Raw genomic sequence first — 17866 nt, forward strand, 5'->3', positions numbered from 1 at the left:
CGGAAATCCTCAGGAGAACAGGCGGCGCGCCAGATCGGAACCGGCGGCGAAGTCGTGCTGTTCAAGTGTCTGGTAGAGGCCCTGCAGGTCGCGGTCGATGGTCTCCATGGCATCGGTGCTGATGCGGTAGCCGTTGCCGTCGACGATCTGCCCTTCCATTTCGCTGGCGAGCTGGAGCGCGGTTTCACACATGCGCGCAAAGGGGCGCTCGCTCTGGCGCACATGGGTCACTTCGAGCCCGAGCAGCACCTCGTAGATGGCCGAGTTCTCGATCGTGTCGGCCATGGCTGCACGGCCGTCGAACTCCAGGCTGACCACAGGAGGCACGCCTTCGACCGAGGCAGGCAGCACCATGCGGCCCGGCAGCACACCGGGCACGAAGCCCTGGCGGCCGGCGGCCTGCTGCAGGTAGCCCATGCTCCACGCAGCGCCCCGTGCGCGCAGCACGAAGGTCAGCCGCGCATCATGGGCGCTGGCAAACTGGTCGAGCTCGCGGGCGCGGGCCACCTCGTTGAGCATGTCGGGGAAATGGGGCGTGCCGTTGACGGCATCGGCAAAGGCCTGCGCCTTGAGCGTGAACTCAGAGAAGCCGATCTCGTTGAGCGGGCCGGTGCGGTTGGCAAGCTGTACCCCGGCCTGGAAGGCGTCGTACAGGTGCCCCGGAGTGAGTGGCTCCCATTGCTGGGTGTTGCGGTTGCGGCCTTCGATGAAGAAGGGCTTGTTGTCCACCCGGCGGGTGGCAGGCAGCGCTGCAAGGGCGACTTCGGCCGGAACCACAGCGCCTGCATCGAGCTCGATGGGCGCCATGGCGTCGAGCAGGGCATCCATGAGAAAGCGGCGTTCGGGCACGGGAGCCACAGGCAGGGGCACGCCGTCATCGGCAGCCTCTGCAGCCGGAACGGAGACCGCAGCGGCCACGCCCACGGCACTGTCGGCGGGGACTGCGGTCTGAGCGTCGGGCACGGCCGCCACGCCTTCAGGGGTGCCTGCGACTGCGTCAGTCAGCCCGGGTTCAAGGGCATGGGCTCCGCCTTCGGGGCCAAGGGAGGGATCGGGCTGACGGGGCCGGTTCTTGCGCGCCTGCCAGGCGTTGTGCGCCACCAGAGCGGCGAGCAGCACGCCCCCCGTTGCGGCCAGTCCGATTTGCAAGGTAGTACTCATGGATTTTTCTGCATCGATGTGCGCATATCTTAGCCTAGCCGCCCGTGTCTCCGGCGGCAGGACGGGCAGCCGTGCGATTCGGACTCAGGATTCGGCCATGGAAAGGGCCGCCTCCATGTCCACGGCCACGATGCGCGAGACGCCCTGCTCCTGCATGGTGACGCCGATGAGCTGTCTGGCCATTTCCATGGCGATCTTGTTGTGGCTGATGAACAGGAACTGTGTGTCGCGCCCCATGCTCGCCACAAGGCGTGCATAGCGCTCGGTGTTGGCGTCGTCGAGCGGTGCATCCACCTCATCGAGCAGACAGAACGGCGCCGGATTGAGCTGGAAGATGGCAAACACCAGGGCAATGGCCGTGAGGGCCTTCTCGCCGCCCGAGAGCAGATGGATGGTCTGGTTCTTCTTGCCCGGCGGCTGGGCCATGACCTGCACCCCGGCATCGAGGATTTCGTCGCCGGTCATGATGAGCCGTGCCTGTCCGCCCCCGAAAAGTTCCGGGAACATGCGCCCGAAATGCCCGTTGACTGTCTCGAAGGTGCTGGAGAGCAGCTCGCGGGTTTCGCCGTCGATCTTGCGGATGGCGGCTTCGAGGGTGTCGATGGCGTCGAGCAGGTCGGCGGACTGCTCGTCGAGGAAGCGCTTGCGCTCGGTGGCTGCATCGAGCTCCTGCATGGCGGCGAGGTTGACTGCGCCCAGAGCTGCGATCTCGCGCTGCAGGCGGTCGATCTCGGACTGGAGCCCCTGCAGGCGTACGCCTTCTTCGGCGATGCTGGCGGCGAGTGCGGCCTCGTCGGTCTGCGCTTCGGCCAGCGACTGGGCGAACTGTTCCACACCGATGCGCACGGCCTGCTCCTTGAGCTGCAGCTCGGTGATGCGCTGGCGCAGCGGTTCGAGCTCGCGCTCCAGCACCAGGCGGCGTTCGTCGCTTGCACGCAGGCGGGCGGTCAGGTCTTCATAGGCGCTGCGGCGCGCGCCCAGCTCCTGCTCGCAGGCCAGTTTGCGCGCCAGCGCCTCCTGCAGTCCATCCTGCGCCGTGGCGGCCGTGAGGGCCTCGACTTCCTGGCGGAGCTGGGCCTCTTCGGCCTGCAGGGCCTGCACCTGCGTATCGGCGGTGGCCAGCATGCGCTGCAGCTCGGCGGTGCGTGCCTGGGCCGATCGGCGGCCAAAGGCTGCTTCCTGTGCGGCGCGTTCGAGCGTGCGCTGCTGCTCGCGACCTGCGGCCAGCCGGCGCTCGGCTTCCAGCACCCGGTCTTCGAACTGCGTCTCGCGTTCCTGGGCATCGGCGAGCTGCATGTCCAGCTCCTCGAAGCGGGCCTCGGCCAGCACGGCCCGCTCCTGCAGCTCTTCCAGCGTCGCATCGACCTCGGCGAGATCGGCGCCGATCTGTTCGCCGCGCTGGCGGCTCTGCTCGCTCTGCTGCGTGAGGCGCAGCACCTCGACCTGCAGGGCGTGGTGCGCGGACTGGGTGTCGGCCAGCTCCCGCCGCAGCGCGGTCAGGGCCTCGCCGGCATGGGTGCAGGTTGCCTCGGCCCGCACCAGGGCATGGCGCGATTCCTCCAGGATCAGCTGCTGGGCCCGCAGTTCCCTGTCCAGATGGGCGATTTCCTGGGCCCGCGCCAGCATGCCTTCCTGGGCACTGCCCTGCGCGTGAAAATCGACCGCATGGGCGCTGACCGCATGGCCCGTGGGCACGTACACGGTTTCGCCGGGCCCAAGCCGGTCGCGCAGGGCCAGCGCCTCGCCCAGCGTGGTGGCGGTGTAGCAGCCCTGCAGCCAGGTATCCATGAGCGCGAGCAGACCTGCATCGTGCAGGCGGAGCCGGTCTACCAGCCGCGGCAGTGGCGCTGCGGCGGGGGCCTTCGGCTGCGGCAGCGCATAGAAGCTGAGTCTGGCCGGCGGTGCATCGGCCGCAAAGGCGGCCACAGTGTCGAGTCGCCCCACTTCGAGCGCACCCATGCGCTGCCGCAGGGCGGCCTCCAGCGCCTGCTCCCAGCCTTCCTCGATCTGGAGCCGGGTCCACAGCTGGGGCAATCCGTCGAGTCCCTGGCGTTCGAGCCAGGGGGCAAGTGCGCCTTCGGTGCGCACCTTGTCCTGCAGGGCCCTGAGGGCGTCCATGCGCGCAGCCAGATCGGCCTGCCGGCGCATGTCGTCATTGAGCTGACGCTGGGCCTCCCGGCGCTGGGCCTCGTGCTGTGGCTGCTCGTCCTGCCGCATGGCAAGCTGCTCCTGCAGGCTGGCGAGCCTCTGCTGCAGGGAGACGAGCTGGCCCTGCTGTGCCTCCAGCCGGTCCGTCTCTGGCATGGCCAGTGCCTTGCGGTCGGCCAAGAGCCGCTCGCGGCGCTGTTCCTGCTGGCGGCGCTGCTCGCCCACGCTGCGCTGCTCGGCAGCCAGCACCTGGATCTGCTGCTGGACCTGGGTTGCCGCCGCACGGTATTCGGAGGCCTTGTGCTGGGCACGGCGCAGGGCGTCTTCGAGTTCGGGGAGCTGCTGGGCCTGCTCCTCGACCTGCGCTTCGAGCATGGCGGCCTGCTCCTCGGACTCCAGATCACGCGCGGCCAGGGTTTCGGCCTCCTGTTCGGCCTCCTCGCGGCGCGCCTGCCACTGCGCCATCTGCTCGGCGAGTTGAATCTGCCGCCGCGCGGCGCGGTCCCGGTTGTCGATCACGTGGCGAATCTCGGCTTCGAGCCGCCCCACTTCGGCGGTTGCCTCGTACAGCTGTCCCTGCGCCTGGTTGACCTGGTCTCCGGCAGCATAGTGGGCCTGCCGAATGCCCTCGACATCGCCCTCGACCTGGCGCATTTCGGCCATGCGGCCTTCGAGCGCAGCGCGGGCCTGCTCGACATCTGCCTGCACACGTCCCTGGCTGGTGGCGGCCTCCTCCCGCTTGAGAAACCACAGCTGATGCAGCCGCCGGGTGCCAAGCTCCTGGAGCCCCTGGTATCTGCGTGCCACCTCCGCCTGTTTCTCGAGCCGTTCGAGATTGCCGTTGAGCTCTCGCAGGATGTCCTCGACGCGGGTCAGATTCTCGCGGGTATCCTGCAGGCGGTTGCCTGTCTCGCGCCGCCGCTCCTTGTACTTGCTGACTCCGGCCGCCTCCTCAAGGAACAGGCGCAGCTCCTCGGGGCGGCTCTCGATGATGCGGCTGATCGTGCCCTGTCCGATGATGGCGTAGGCGCGTGGCCCCAGACCCGTACCCAGAAACACGTCCTGCACATCCCGGCGCCGCACGGTCTGGTTGTTGATGAAATAGCTGCTGCCGCCTTCGCGCGTGAGCACCCGCTTGACGGCAATCTCGGCATACTGGTTCCACTGCCCGCCGGCGCGGTGGTCGGCATTGTCGAACACCAGCTCCACACTGGCCCGGCTGGCAGGCTTGCGCGTGGTGGTGCCGTTGAAGATCACGTCCTGCATCGACTCGCCGCGCAGCTCGCTCGCCTTGCTCTCGCCCAGCACCCAGCGCACCGCATCCATGATGTTGGACTTGCCGCATCCATTGGGGCCCACCACCCCCACGAGCTGCCCCGGGAGCTGGAAGAGGGTGGGTTCGGCAAAGGACTTGAAGCCCGAGAGCTTGATGGACTGAAGACGCACGTCGGAAAACCAATCAACGGAGTCCGCCTGCCCTGCGCAGGGACAGACCCATACACTAGAATCGAATGCCTGAGGCGTGCCCGCACGTGCCGGCGTACCGCATGCGACCCGATACGATGCCACACCCCGCAGGAGGCGGGTAGCAAGGGCAGCGGGTCAGGCTGTGTGCGATGCCCCTGCAGCGCACGGCAGACATGGAGGCTGCACTCACGCCACACCACGCACGGCATGGCATGGCCCGTCACCGCCCCGGCTCCTCCCAGGCGGCTACATCATACCCGGCAGCCACCCTGGCACGCCCCCCTTTCAAAGCCCTATCAGAGCCATCCGTCCCGGTTTTCACCCATCATGAATCCCCGTCTAGACCTGCTGCAACCGTACCCCTTCGAGCGTCTGCGCGCACTGTTTGCCGACGTCACTCCCAATCCCGCCCTGCGCCCCATCAGCCTCGGCATCGGCGAGCCCCGGCACGCCACCCCTGCCTTCATCCCCGAAACCCTGGGCCAGGCTGCCATGGGCGTGCCCGGGCTGGCCACCTACCCTGCCACTCCCGGCGAACCGGCCCTGCGCACCAGCTGCGCACAGTGGCTGCAGCGGCGCTATGGAGTGGAGGTCGACCCGCTCCGGCAGGTTCTGAGCGTCAACGGCTCGCGCGAGGCCCTGTTCGCCTTTGCACAGACCGTGATCGATCCCGATGCCGACGCCGTGGTGGTCTGCCCCAATCCGTTCTACCAGATCTACGAAGGAGCCGCCCTGCTGGCCGGAGCCACGCCGTTCTACGCGCCCACCGATCCGGCACGCAACTTCGCCGTGGACTGGGCCAGCGTCCCAGAATCGACCTGGCAGCGCACCCAGCTCGTGTATGTGTGCTCCCCCGGGAACCCCACAGGCGCCGTCATGCCGCTCGACGAATGGCGCATGCTCTTCGCGCTCTCGGACCGGTATGGCTTCGTCATCGCCTCCGACGAGTGCTACAGCGAAATCTATTTCCGCGACGAGCCCCCGCTCGGCGGACTGGAAGCCGCCGCGCGCCTTGGCCGCACCGACCTGCGCAACCTGATGATGTTCACCAGCCTGTCCAAGCGCAGCAATGTGCCCGGTCTGCGCAGTGGATTCGTCGCGGGCGATGCCGAACTGATCCGCAAGTTCCTTCTCTACCGCACCTATCACGGCAGTGCCATGAGCCCGGTCGTCCAGCGCGCCAGCATGGCCGCCTGGGGCGATGAGGAACACGTGATCGAGAACCGGCGCCTCTATCGCGAGAAGTTTGCCCAGGTTACTCCGGTGCTCGCCGACGTGCTGGACGTCAGGCTGCCCGACGCAGGCTTCTACCTGTGGGCAGGCATTGGCAACCTGTGCGGCAGCTCCGACACCGCCTTCGCACGTGCCCTGCTGGAACAATACAATGTCACGGTTCTGGCAGGCAGCTATCTGGGACGCGCCGCACACGGACACAATCCCGGCAGTGGCCGGCTGCGCCTCGCACTGGTGGCCGACACCGGCGAATGCCTCGAAGCGGCCCATCGCATCCGCGAATTCGTCCTGCGCCTGCGTGCCTCCACCCCCTGAGGCATCCCATGCGGGCACCCAGGCCCCGTGACGCCCTGCCCTTTTTCAGACTGCGGGCTCCCACCTGCCCGCCCCTCGTTTCATCAAGGACTCCCATGACCACCCAACTCCAGACCATCATCGAAAACGCCTGGGACAACCGTGCCGAACTCTCCGCAGCCAGCGCGCCCAAGGAAATCGCCGACGCTGTCGAACACGTCATCGCCGAACTCGACCAGGGCCGCCTGCGCGTGGCCACCCGCGAAGGCGTGGGCCAGTGGACCGTGCACCAGTGGATCAAGAAGGCCGTGCTGCTCTCCTTCCGCCTCAAGGACAACGTGCTCATGCACGCCGGCGACCTCGCCTTCTACGACAAGGTACCCACCAAGTTCGGCACCATGAGCGCCAACGAGCTCCAGTCCAGCGGCGTGCGCGTGGTGCCCCCCGCCGTGGCCCGCCGTGGCAGCTACATCGCCCGCGGTGCCATCCTGATGCCGTCCTACGTCAACATCGGTGCCTACGTCGATGAAGGCACCATGGTCGACACCTGGGCCACCGTCGGCAGCTGCGCACAGGTCGGCAAGCACGTACACCTTTCCGGCGGCGTGGGTCTGGGCGGCGTGCTCGAACCCCTGCAGGCCGGCCCCACCATCATCGAGGACAACTGCTTCATCGGTGCCCGCAGCGAAATCGTCGAAGGCGTCATCGTCGAGGAAAACTCCGTCATCAGCATGGGCGTCTACATCGGCCAGAGCACCCCCATCTACGACCGCACCACCGGCGAAATCTCCTACGGCCGCATCCCCTCCGGCTCCGTCGTGATCAGCGGCAGCCTGCCCAAGAACGACGGCAAGTACAGCCTCTATGCCGCCATCATCGTCAAGCGCGTCGACGCACAGACCCGCGCCAAGACCAGCCTGAACGATCTGCTGCGCAGCTGATCCCTCTCCGCACGCAGCTCCCCCTCAAAACCGCCCCCGCCTGTGCGTGGGCGGTTTTTTTGATGCCGTGAAAAAGTATTGTCACCTCATCCCTTTGCATCCCCCGCTGATTGCATGGCCTTCCCCACACGCTCTGCCCTGCATGATCAGGAGCACGCATCCCCTCTCTCGCCCTTCATGCCCGCCACAGCAGCGTCCCCCCGGCGTCTACAATGAACCCACACAATCGCACCACGGGCGGGCGGGGCTGTGGCGGGATGTCCCGTCCCAGGGGATCCTGCGGTTCCGCCCCAATGACCAAGGGAATTCCGCATGGGAAACATGGAGCGCATCCTGCGTCTGATGGCTGACAAGAATGCCTCGGACATCTTCATTTCGGCCAATGCCCCGGTCCTCATCAAGATCAACGGCAATGTGCTGCCGGTCAACCCGCAGCAGCTCACGGCCGACATGTGCCTCAACCTGCTGCGCGAGATCCTGCAGGAAGAGCAGCTCGAAGAGCTGCAGCGGCATGGCGAGCTCAACACCTCGTTCGCCATTCCGGGCATCGGCAACTACCGTGTCAACGTGATGCGCCAGCGGGGCACGTATGCAGCGGTCATCCGCTACATTCCTGCTCAGGTGCCGGCACTCGAAGGTCTGGGCCTGCCCACCGACACGCTGACCCGGCTCGTGATGCGTCCGCGCGGGCTGGTGCTGATGGTGGGAGCCACAGGCTCGGGCAAGAGCACCTCGCTGGCAGCCATGCTCGATCTGCGCAATGCCCGGCAGGCGGGGCACATCCTCACCATCGAGGACCCGATCGAGTTCATCTTCACCAACAAGCGCTGCATCATCAACCAGCGCGAGATTGGCACCGATACCGCCAACCGCCAGACCGCACTCAAGAACGCCATGCGGCAGGCGCCCGACGTGATTCTGGTGGGCGAAATCCGCGATCGCGAGACCATGTCCGCCGCGCTGGCCTATGCGCAATCCGGCCACCTGTGCCTGGCCACCATGCACGCCAGCAACAGCTACCAGGCCCTCAACCGGATCCTGAACTTCTACCCCGAGGAAGTGCGCCCCACGCTGCTGGGCGATCTGTCCTCGGCCATGGCCGCCATCATCGCCCAGCGCCTGCTGCGCACCACCGATGGCCTGCGTGCCCCTGCCTGCGAGATCCTGCTCAACAGCAAGCTGGTGTCCGAGCTCATCGAAAAGGGCGATTTCATGGGTGTCAAGGACGCCCTGGCCCAATCCATGACCGAAGGCTCCCAGTCCTTCGAGGAAGACATTGCCCGTCTCATCCGCAGCCAGCGCGTGTCGCGCGAGGAAGGCCTGCAGGCAGCCGACTCTCCCACCAACCTGCTCTGGCGGCTCCAGAACGAACAGACCGCCACCAAGAAAGCAGCCGAGGAAACCCCGGCGGCCGAGGAGGCCTCCTTCGCCGAGTTCACCATCGACATGGCGAACTGAGAACTGAGCCCATCCTCTCCATAGAGCGGTACATCCCCCTGCCGCGCCAGAGTCAGCCCGCCGCCAAAGCCTCGGGCTGACCTGGAGCGCCGAGTCACGATGCCAGGACACGGCACCGGCCAAATCAAATCGCGGACAATACGGCCTTTGGACCCTGCCAGTGCCGGGGCACCATGACCCAGCCCCGCCAGAGGCGCCTGTCCTGCGCCCCCGACGTGCCTGAAGGCGCACCTCCATTCAGCCCAGAACGCTGCCATGCCATTGCGCGTGGCAGCTCTCTTTTCCGTAGATTGCCATGTCGATGATTTCCACCCAAACCCTGGCCGAGCAGCTCGTTGCCATCGGCTCGGTCACCCCGCAGGATGCCGGCTGCCTGCCGCTCCTGACCAGCCATCTGGAGCCGCTCGGCTTCCGCTGTGAACGGCTCGATCGCGGTCCCGACGATTTTCACGTCAGCAATCTGTGGGCATTGCGCACAGGCAGCCGGGGGCCGGCCAGCCCCTCGCTCGTGTTCGCGGGGCATACCGATGTGGTGCCCACCGGGCCGGTCGCGCAGTGGCGCTTCCCCCCCTTCACGCCCACCGTCCATGACGGCCATCTCTATGGCCGTGGCACCAGCGACATGAAGACGTCGCTGGCAGCCATGGTGGTAGCCGTGCAGGAGCATGTGACCGAACATCCCGACACTCCGCTGTCGATCGCCTTTCTGCTCACCAGCGACGAGGAAGGCCCCGCCCGCGACGGCACGGTCGCCGTCTGCGACGCCCTGCGCACCCGCGGCACCCGCCTCGATTACTGCGTGGTAGGCGAGCCCACCGCAGTGCACCGCACCGGCGACATGATCAAGAACGGCCGCCGCGGCACCATGAGTGGCCGGCTGACCGTCAAGGGCATCCAGGGACACATCGCCTACCCGCACCTGGCCCGCAACCCCATTCACCAGGTGGCTCCGGCTCTGGCAGAGCTGGTCGGGATCGCATGGGACCAGGGCAACGAGTTCTTCCCGCCCACAAGCTGGCAGATCAGCAACATCCACGGCGGCACCGGCGCGAGCAACATCATCCCCGGCGAAGTGGTGATCGACTTCAATTTCCGCTTCTGCACCGAATCCACTCCCCAAAGCCTGCAGGAGCGGCTCGAATCCGTGCTGCACCGCCACGGACTCGACTACACCCTCGACTGGACCATCGGCGGTCTGCCCTTTCTCACCCGCCCCGGCAGCCTGGTGCATGCAGCCCAGCAGGCCATTGCCGAGGTGACGGGACTGACCCCCGAACTCTCCACCAGCGGCGGCACGAGCGATGGCCGCTTCATCGCGCAGCTCTGCCCGCAAGTGGTGGAAATCGGCCCGCCCAACAGCAGCATCCACAAGATCGACGAGCGCATCGCGCTGGCCGACATCGAGCCGCTCAAGGACATCTACCGTCGCCTGCTCGACCATCTGGCTGCCGAGGCCGCTTCTGCCTCTGTCTGACGAGAGAATGCACCGCCCATGACTGCTCCCGCTGCTCCCTCAACCCTTCCTTCTGCCCTGCACCGGCTCGTGCAGGCCCAGGCCCAGCGCCTGCAGGATGCCCACGTGAGCCTGGGGCATGGCACATCCAATGCTTTCGACGAAGCAGCCTGGCTCACCCTGTGGCGCCTGGGCCTGCCGCTCGACACCGACCTGGACGACCCTGCCCTGCCTGCTCCCACGGAGCCCCAGCGCGACGCCGTAGAGGCCCTGATTGCCGAACGCATCAGCACCCGCAAGCCTGCGGCCTACCTCACCCGCGAAGCCTGGCTGCAGGGCGTGTCGTTCTATGTGGACGAACGCGCCATCGTGCCCCGCAGCCTCATTGCCGAACCGCTGGCCGACGGCTCCATCGATGCCTTTCTGCATCCAGCCACCCACCGGGTGCTGGACCTGTGCACGGGCAATGGCAGCCTGGCCGTGCTGGCTGCGCTCGCATGGCCGGACGTGGTCGTGGATGCAGCCGACATCAGCCCCGATGCACTGGCCGTGGCCCGCATCAACGTCGCCCGCCACGATCTGTCCGACCGCATCCGGCTCCTGCGCAGCGACGGACTGGCACAGTGCGAAGGCCCTTATGACCTCGTGCTGTGCAACCCCCCCTACGTCAACAGCGCCAGCATGCAGGCCCTGCCGGCCGAATACCGCGCCGAACCCGAACTCGCCCTGGCCGGTGGCGAGGACGGCATGGACTTCATTCGCCCGCTGCTGGCCCGGCTGCCCGACTTCCTGAGCGAACGTGGCGTACTCGTGCTGGAAATCGGCCACGAGGCCGCCTATTTCGAGACGGCATTCCCGCACCTCAATCCCGTGTGGCTCGACACCAGCGCCGGCGACCGCCAGGTGCTCCTGCTCACCCGCGAAGCCCTGAAAGACACCCCTGCACCATGATCGTCCTGCAAGACGTCACCCTCCAGCGCGGCACCAAGGTCCTGCTCGACCACGCCTCCGTCACCATCAACCCCGGCGAGCACGCTGCCCTCATCGGCCGCAACGGCGCTGGCAAATCCAGCCTGTTCGGCCTGCTCAACGGCACCCTGCACGAAGACGGCGGCGAGGTCCTCTTTCCCGCCAGCTGGCGCCTCGCCCAGGTAGCGCAGGACATGCCGGAAACCACCGCAAGCGCCACGGCCTTCGTGCTCGAAGGCGACTCGCGCCTGCAGGAGGCAGAGGCCGCCCTGCGCGAAGCCGACGCCGCCAACGACGGCATCGCCATTGCCAACGCGCACGCCCTGCTGACCGATGCCGGGGCCCACGACGCCACGGCTCGCGCACAGGCCCTGATCCTGGGCCTCGGCTTCCAGGTCGATGAACTCGACCGGCCGGTCAACAGCTTCTCGGGAGGCTGGCGCATGCGTCTGCAGCTCGCGCGTGCCCTCATGTGCCCCAGCGACCTGCTGCTGCTCGACGAGCCCACCAACCACCTCGACCTCGACGCCCTCGTCTGGCTCGAAGGTTGGCTCCGGCGCTATGCCGGCACCCTGCTCATCATCAGCCATGACCGCGAGTTCCTGGATGCCGTCACCCAGGTCACCATCCAGATCGAGCACGGCAAGCTCACGCGCTACGGTGGCAACTACAGCACCTTCGAGGAACTGCGCGCCCAGCAGCTCACGCTGCAGCAGGCCGCCTACCACCGCCAGCAGGAAAAAATCGCCCACCTCCAGAAATTCATCGACCGCTTCAAGGCCAAGGCCACCAAGGCCCGCCAGGCCCAGAGCCGCGTCAAGGCCCTCGAACGCATGGAGCGGCTCGCCCCCGTCCTGACGAGTGCCGACTTCACCTTCACCTTCGAGGAGCCCCCGCAGCTTCCCAACCCCATGCTGGTCATCCGGCAGGCCGCCTTCGGCTACCGGGGCGCGACACCGGCCACGCACGCCCCTGCCACCCCGCTGCATGAGCCTGCCGACTTCACCACCAGCGATGCACTGCACCAGCATCAGCTGCAGACCGGCGAAGCCCTGCCACCCATCGGCACGCAGGACACCGTCATCCTGCATGACGTCAGCCGCTCCGTGCTGGCCGGACAGCGCCTAGGCATCCTGGGCGCCAACGGGCAGGGCAAATCCACCTTCGTGAAGACCATCGCCCATGTCCTGCCCCTGCTGGCCGGCCACCTCACCGAAGGCAAGGGCCTGCGGCTCGGCTATTTCGCGCAGCAGGAGCTCGACATGCTCATGGCCGACGATACCCCCCTCGGCCACATGGTGCGGCTCGCCAAAGCCCACCCGGACATCGCCGCCACCTGCGGCCGCGAGCAGGAACTGCGCAACTTTCTGGGCAGCTTCCAGTTTGCCGGCGACATGGTGCACCAGGCCGTCGGCACCATGAGCGGTGGAGAAAAGGCACGCCTCGCCCTGGCCATGATCGTATGGCAGCGACCCAACCTGCTGCTGCTCGACGAACCCACCAACCACCTCGACCTGGTCACCCGCGAGGCCCTGGCCATGGCGCTCAACAGCTTCGACGGCACCGTCATGCTCGTGAGCCACGACCGTGCCCTGCTGCGCGCCGTCTGCGACGACTTCTGGCTCGTCGCACACGGCACGGTGGCGCCCTTCGAGGGCGATCTCGACGACTACCAGCGCCACCTCATCGACATGGCCCGCCAGAAGCGCGAAGCCCTGCAGACGGCACGTGCCTCGGAGTCACCGGCAGCAGACAGCCCCCCACTGGCAGACAGCCCCGTCGCCTCCCCGGCAGCCAGCGGAGCCGAGCTGCGCCGGCAGCAGGCCGCCCTGCGCCAGCAGTTTCTCGAAAAGAAACGCCCCCTGGCCAAGCGGCAGCAGCAGCTCGACGCACGCCTCGAAACGCTGGGTGCCCAAAAAACCACGCTGGAGGCCCGGCTGTGCGAACCCATGCCCCCTGATCAGATCGCAGACACAGGACGGGAACTCAAGCAGGTGACCGACGCGCTCGAAGAAGCCGAGCTCGAATGGCTCGATGTCTCCGCCGCACTGGAAGCCCTGGTGCAGGAAGCAGGCGCTCACGCACGATAAGTCACACATTCGCCGGTCTCCCTCACGGCATTTGCACCTACCATAACAAAGCTTCACTCATCCCTTCGTTCCCAAGGAGCCTGTCCATGTGGTCCATTCTTTCCACCATCATCGTCGGATTCATCGTCGGCCTCATTGCACGTGCCATCAAGCCGGGCAGCGACTCCATGGGCTGGGTCATGACCACGATTCTGGGCATTGTGGGCGCGGCCCTGGCCAATTTCGTGGGAGCCAGCATCGGCTGGTACAAATCCGGTGAAGTGGCTGGCTGGATCGCCTCTGTCATCGGGGCCATGGCGGTTCTGGCCATCTATGGCATGATTGCCAAGAAATAAGCCTCGCCGTCCCTGCCACAGCAGGGATACAGGCATGCTGCAAGGGGGCCTTGACGGGCCCCCTTCTTTGTTCCACAGGTCCTTCCCATGAGATATCTGCCCGCCCTGCTGGCCAGCCTGGGCACCGCCTGCTGGCTGATGAGCGCCACGGGCTGCCACTCTGCAGCCGACTCCTCGTCCGATGCCAGTGCGGCCATGTCGGCCGCCTCTGCCGTGGCGGCTGCAGATGCAGACGCCCAGAACAGTTCCTCTGCCCCACTGCCCCCCCTGCCTGCCGCACCGGCATCGGGGCCTTCCGTGGCCTATCGCGGACTTTTCGTGTGGGGCCCCGAGGTCGAAACCTTCACCCCCTGCAACTCGGACCGAACCTACTGGCTCGACGGCCCGGACGAACTGCTCGGCCGCCTCGAAGACCTTGCCATCGACAGGGCCGACAAGGCCGGAGAAGCCTACCAGCCCATCTATGTCGAGCTCCATGCCAGTGACGAAGGCAAGGCCACCGACGGCCAGGCCGTGGATTACGACGGCATTTTCATGCTCCGGAGCATCGATCGCACCCAGTCCAGCCTGCCGGCCGACTGTCGCCCCCTTCCTCCGTCCGTCAGCAAGCCAGCCGCCTCGGCCCCCCACAAAACGCACTCCTGAGCGACGATGGTCCAGGCCCTGCATCCGCACAAGGGTGTGGCCTGTACCTCGCGCCGCCTCACCATGGCCGGCCTATCCGCTGGCTCCACTCTGCCGTGTACGGGCAGACACGCAGGGATGGTCTCTCCAGCGCTTGCCGACCTCAGTCTCATCTTCCTGCATGCCCGGCACTCCCAAGGCAAAAAAAGAGCCTGAGTCCGGTCGCTGCCGGGCTCAGGCTCCTCATCAGATCAACAGGCTGCAAGCCCTATGGGCCTGGCGCCATGACATGCCTCGGGCACGCCATGGCCGGCCGACAGGAAATTACAGTTCCTGCTTCTTGTTGTCGGGGTAGTGGAACAGCGTGGTGGCTGCGTCCTTGACTTCACCCTTGTCGTCGAAGGTGATCTTGCCCGTCACGCCTTGATAGTCTTCGGCAGCCAGCTTGGGCAGGTAGACCTTGGGATCGACGGAATCGGCCTTCTTCATGGCGTCGATCAGCAGCATGGTGGCGTCGTAGGTGTACGGGCTGTAGACCTGGAACTGGTTGGGGAACTTGGCGTCATAGCTCTTGCGCCACTCGGCTCCGCCCTTCATCTTGGTAAGCGATGCTCCACCCACGCCGCAGATCACGTTGCCCAGCGGCTTGGCACCACCGGAGAGCTTGACCAGCTCGTTCGTGCAGATGCCGTCACCACCGAAGAACTTGGCCTTGTCCAGACCCAGCTGGGCCATCTGGCGCAGCATCGGGCCGGCTTGTGCATCCATGCCGCCGTAGAAGACGGCATCGGGAGTCTGGGCCTTCACGGCCGTCAGGATGGCCATGAAGTCGGTCGCCTTGTCGTTGGTGAACTGGGTGCTCACCACTTCCATGCCATTCTTCTTGGCCGTCTGCGTGAAGATCTCGGCGATGCCCTGGCCATAGGCCGTGCGGTCGTCGATCACAGCCACGCGCTTGAGGCCGAGCTTCTTGGCTTCATCGGCCAGCGCAGCGCCGAGCACGTTGTCGTTGGCGATGATCCGGAAGACATTCTTGTACCCGGGCTTGGTCAGCGCAGGGTTGGTGGCAGCACCGGTGACCATGGGCAGGCCACAGTCGTTGTAGATCTTGGATGCGGGGATCGTGGTGCCGGAGTTCAGGTGACCGACGACGCCGGCCACCTTGGCATCACAGAGCTTCTGTGCCACGGCCGTACCCTGCTTGGGGTCGGCAGCATCGTCTTCGAGCACGGCCACAAAGTGCACCTTCTTGCCCCCGATGGTCACGCCCTGCTTGTTGGCTTCATCGACGGCCATCTGCACGCCGTTGGCGTTGTCCTTGCCATAGTGGGCCTGGCTGCCGGACATGGGCGCCACGGAGGCGATCTTCACGACCAGCTCACCGGGAGCAGCCCCAGCGTCACCGGAAGCAGACGAAGAGGCCGTCTGATCCTTCTTGCCGCAGGAAGCCAGCATGGAAGCCAGCACCATGGTAGCGACCACGCTCATACGCAGTTTGAATTGCATGTTTTACTCTCCATCGATAGACAAAAACGGGCTTTGAAACCCACCGCAAGAAACTATGCGTGCCGTTACAAGCACAAACCGGGCCAATTCTTTCGATTCGCCGTACAGACTTCCAGCCACTCGTCGAAATTGAACATTTCGTGGCATGTCACAGGCCATCGGCGATGCTTTTGCATGGACATGTCCTCGTGCAGAAGCCCGAGACATCCGGCCTCTTTTCGGCCAGTCACACCAGACTGGTGCAACCCTGCAATCCCACCGCCATGCCCGACCCCGACACGCACCATCAAAAGGCAATGATACGGAACGAATGCGCCATTCCCCCATGACCGGACTCGGTAAAAACCCGCATCCGTCCTCCATACCTCTCCCCGCATGGGTCTTCTTGCAACGCCCCCTTGCCTGCCATCCCCCGGCAACGGCTTGGGAATGCCGTCACTGCCCCCTGCCCCGTCTGAACCTCCATTCATCTGTCCACCGACCGCGCCGAAGCGATAAGTTGCACCTTTGCATGACCCCCATGACCTCACGTCCGCATGGGTTGCACCTACAGACATCAAGGCCCACCCAGACCGCCCTGCGCCATGGCCGCGCCCCTCACGCAACGCCGTGCACCATAAATGTGCCACCGCCTCCGGCGGAGAGAGGCCCGATAGGCGGCTGTGCGATTGACCGGCATCAAGCACTCCGCCCGGGCAAGTCGCTAGACTGCCTGCCATGACCCAAGACTTCGACATCCTGATCGTGGGCGCCGGCCCTGCCGGCCTGACCCTGGCCCGAGCCCTTTCCGGACAGGGACTTCACATCGGAGTGCTCGAACAGCAGCCGCAGTCGGCCGTGGCGCATCCTGCCTTCGATGGCCGCGAGATTGCCCTCACCCAGCGCTCAGCCCACGCCATGCAGGAATGGGGGCTGTGGCAGCGCATCGAGGAACTGGAACCCACCGCCTTTTCGGCTTTGCGCGATGCCCAGGTGCTCAACGGCAGTCACCCCTTTGCAATGGTCATCGGACACGAGCTGTCCTCGCGCAGCGAACTGGGATGGCTGGTCTCCAACCATCTGATCCGGCAGGCTGCCTGGGACACGGTTCAGCATGCCATCGAGGCCCATCACGACATCGAGCTCTTCTGCGAATGCCGCATCTCGAGGGTACGCTCGAACGATACCCACGCCGAGGTCACCTGCGAGGATGGGCGCGTCCTCCGTTCCCGTCTTCTGATTGCCGCAGACAGCCGCTTCTCCCAGACGCGCCGTGCCATGGGCATTGCCGCCGATATGCACGATTTCGGGCGAACCATGCTGGTGTGCAACATGACACACGAGCGCGCGCACGAGCACGTCGCCTGGGAATGGTTCGACTACGGTCAGACTCTGGCGCTGCTGCCCATGAACGACGATCCCGTCACCGGCATGCACCGGTCCTCGGTGGTGCTGACGCTGCCCAGCCGCGACATGGATGGCGTGCTCGACATGGAGGACAACGTCTTCAACTCCGACATGACACGCCGCTTTGCGGGCCGGCTGGGTGCCATGACTCTCACAAGCACACGCCATGCCTATCCTCTGGTCGGCGTCTATCCACGCCATCTGGTGGCGCAACGCTTTGCCTGCATCGGCGATGCAGCAGTGGGCATGCATCCAGTCACCGCCCATGGATTCAACTTTGGGCTGCTGGGCATCGAAACCCTGAGCCAGGCCCTGATCCAGGCACATGCCCAGGGACGGGACATCGGCCACCCCGCGCTGCTTGCGCGCTATGAACGCACCCACATGCTGTCCACTCGCCCGCTGTATCTGGCCACACAGGCGATCGTGAAGCTCTATACCTTCGAGCACCCCGTGGCCCGGCTGGTGAGAGACGGCATGCTCCGCCTGGGGCAGCGCATCACCCCGTTCCGCCGCGCCATTGCCGCACAGCTCACCGGCCTGCACTGAGGCGCAGTCCTGGGTGGTTCGCCGCCCATCCATACACACCCCCTCCTTCCTCTGCCCCTGCCTGTTTTGTCGGCAGATGGGCAGGGAAGGGTATAATTGTCAGCTTGCAGACAAGCGCGACAGCAGTACCTCCGATCCCGGCCATCCGCGAACACCATCTCCGTTCCGGCCACCTTCGCAAGGGCTGTATCCCAAATGTTCGCCCATCCCACTTGTCTCACCGGCCTGCAGGCCCTGCAGGTCCTCGGCATG

General features: G+C 66.0%; 12 protein-coding genes. 9 read left to right on the forward strand and 3 right to left on the reverse strand.

Features of this window, described 5'->3' with window-relative positions; all coding sequences use genetic code 11:
- Positions 1 to 9: 9 nt before the first annotated feature.
- Positions 10 to 1161, reverse strand: a complete 1152-nt coding sequence (locus tag ACP2WS_RS03825) for a cell division protein ZipA C-terminal FtsZ-binding domain-containing protein (protein WP_426459603.1) — start codon at positions 1159 to 1161, stop codon at positions 10 to 12.
- An 84-nt stretch (positions 1162 to 1245) separates the two neighbouring features.
- Positions 1246 to 4755 (reverse strand): chromosome segregation protein SMC, encoded by a 3510-nt coding sequence (gene smc / locus ACP2WS_RS03830; protein WP_426459604.1) that lies wholly within the window; start codon positions 4753 to 4755, stop codon positions 1246 to 1248.
- Between the two features lie 348 nt (positions 4756 to 5103).
- Here smc and dapC point away from each other — a divergent pair, with 348 nt between their 5' ends.
- The 8 genes from dapC (at position 5104) to ACP2WS_RS03870 (ending at position 14194) form a co-directional block, all read left to right on the forward strand.
- A complete protein-coding gene (gene dapC, locus ACP2WS_RS03835) occupies positions 5104 to 6324 on the forward strand; it encodes a succinyldiaminopimelate transaminase (protein ID WP_426459605.1) in 1221 nt (406 codons plus the stop codon).
- Positions 6325 to 6419: 95 nt separating this feature from the next.
- Positions 6420 to 7244: a 2,3,4,5-tetrahydropyridine-2,6-dicarboxylate N-succinyltransferase gene (dapD, locus tag ACP2WS_RS03840; RefSeq protein WP_374493028.1), complete on the forward strand. Its 825-nt coding sequence runs from the start codon at positions 6420 to 6422 to the stop codon at positions 7242 to 7244.
- Between the two features lie 312 nt (positions 7245 to 7556).
- Entirely contained in the window at positions 7557 to 8702 is a 1146-nt protein-coding gene (locus tag ACP2WS_RS03845) for a PilT/PilU family type 4a pilus ATPase (RefSeq protein ID WP_426459607.1), read from the forward strand.
- Positions 8703 to 9003: 301 nt separating this feature from the next.
- On the forward strand, positions 9004 to 10176 hold the full coding sequence (dapE, locus tag ACP2WS_RS03850) for a succinyl-diaminopimelate desuccinylase (RefSeq protein ID WP_426459773.1): 1173 nt from the start codon (positions 9004 to 9006) through the stop codon (positions 10174 to 10176).
- An 18-nt stretch (positions 10177 to 10194) separates the two neighbouring features.
- Entirely contained in the window at positions 10195 to 11106 is a 912-nt protein-coding gene (gene prmB / locus ACP2WS_RS03855; protein ID WP_426459608.1) for a 50S ribosomal protein L3 N(5)-glutamine methyltransferase, read from the forward strand.
- Entirely contained in the window at positions 11103 to 13214 is a 2112-nt protein-coding gene (locus ACP2WS_RS03860) for an ABC-F family ATP-binding cassette domain-containing protein (protein WP_426459609.1), read from the forward strand. Before prmB ends, ACP2WS_RS03860 begins: the two co-directional genes overlap by 4 nt.
- A gap of 86 nt (positions 13215 to 13300) precedes the next feature.
- Positions 13301 to 13549, forward strand: coding sequence for a GlsB/YeaQ/YmgE family stress response membrane protein (locus tag ACP2WS_RS03865; RefSeq protein WP_426459610.1), 249 nt, complete (start codon positions 13301 to 13303; stop codon positions 13547 to 13549).
- 87 nt (positions 13550 to 13636) lie between these two features.
- Positions 13637 to 14194 (forward strand): hypothetical protein, encoded by a 558-nt coding sequence (locus tag ACP2WS_RS03870; protein ID WP_426459611.1) that lies wholly within the window; start codon positions 13637 to 13639, stop codon positions 14192 to 14194.
- A gap of 303 nt (positions 14195 to 14497) precedes the next feature.
- On the opposite strand, the gene ACP2WS_RS03875 is transcribed toward ACP2WS_RS03870, so the two are convergent.
- On the reverse strand, positions 14498 to 15679 hold the full coding sequence (locus tag ACP2WS_RS03875) for a branched-chain amino acid ABC transporter substrate-binding protein (RefSeq protein ID WP_374493039.1): 1182 nt from the start codon (positions 15677 to 15679) through the stop codon (positions 14498 to 14500).
- Positions 15680 to 16396: 717 nt separating this feature from the next.
- Here ACP2WS_RS03875 and ubiM point away from each other — a divergent pair.
- Positions 16397 to 17614, forward strand: coding sequence for a 5-demethoxyubiquinol-8 5-hydroxylase UbiM (gene ubiM / locus ACP2WS_RS03880; protein ID WP_426459613.1), 1218 nt, complete (start codon positions 16397 to 16399; stop codon positions 17612 to 17614).
- Positions 17615 to 17866: the final 252 nt, after the last annotated feature.

It is taken from the genome of Brachymonas moutaii (nom. illeg.) (genome assembly GCF_049977365.1).
In the GTDB taxonomy this organism is placed as follows: Bacteria; Pseudomonadota; Gammaproteobacteria; order Burkholderiales; family Burkholderiaceae_C; genus Brachymonas.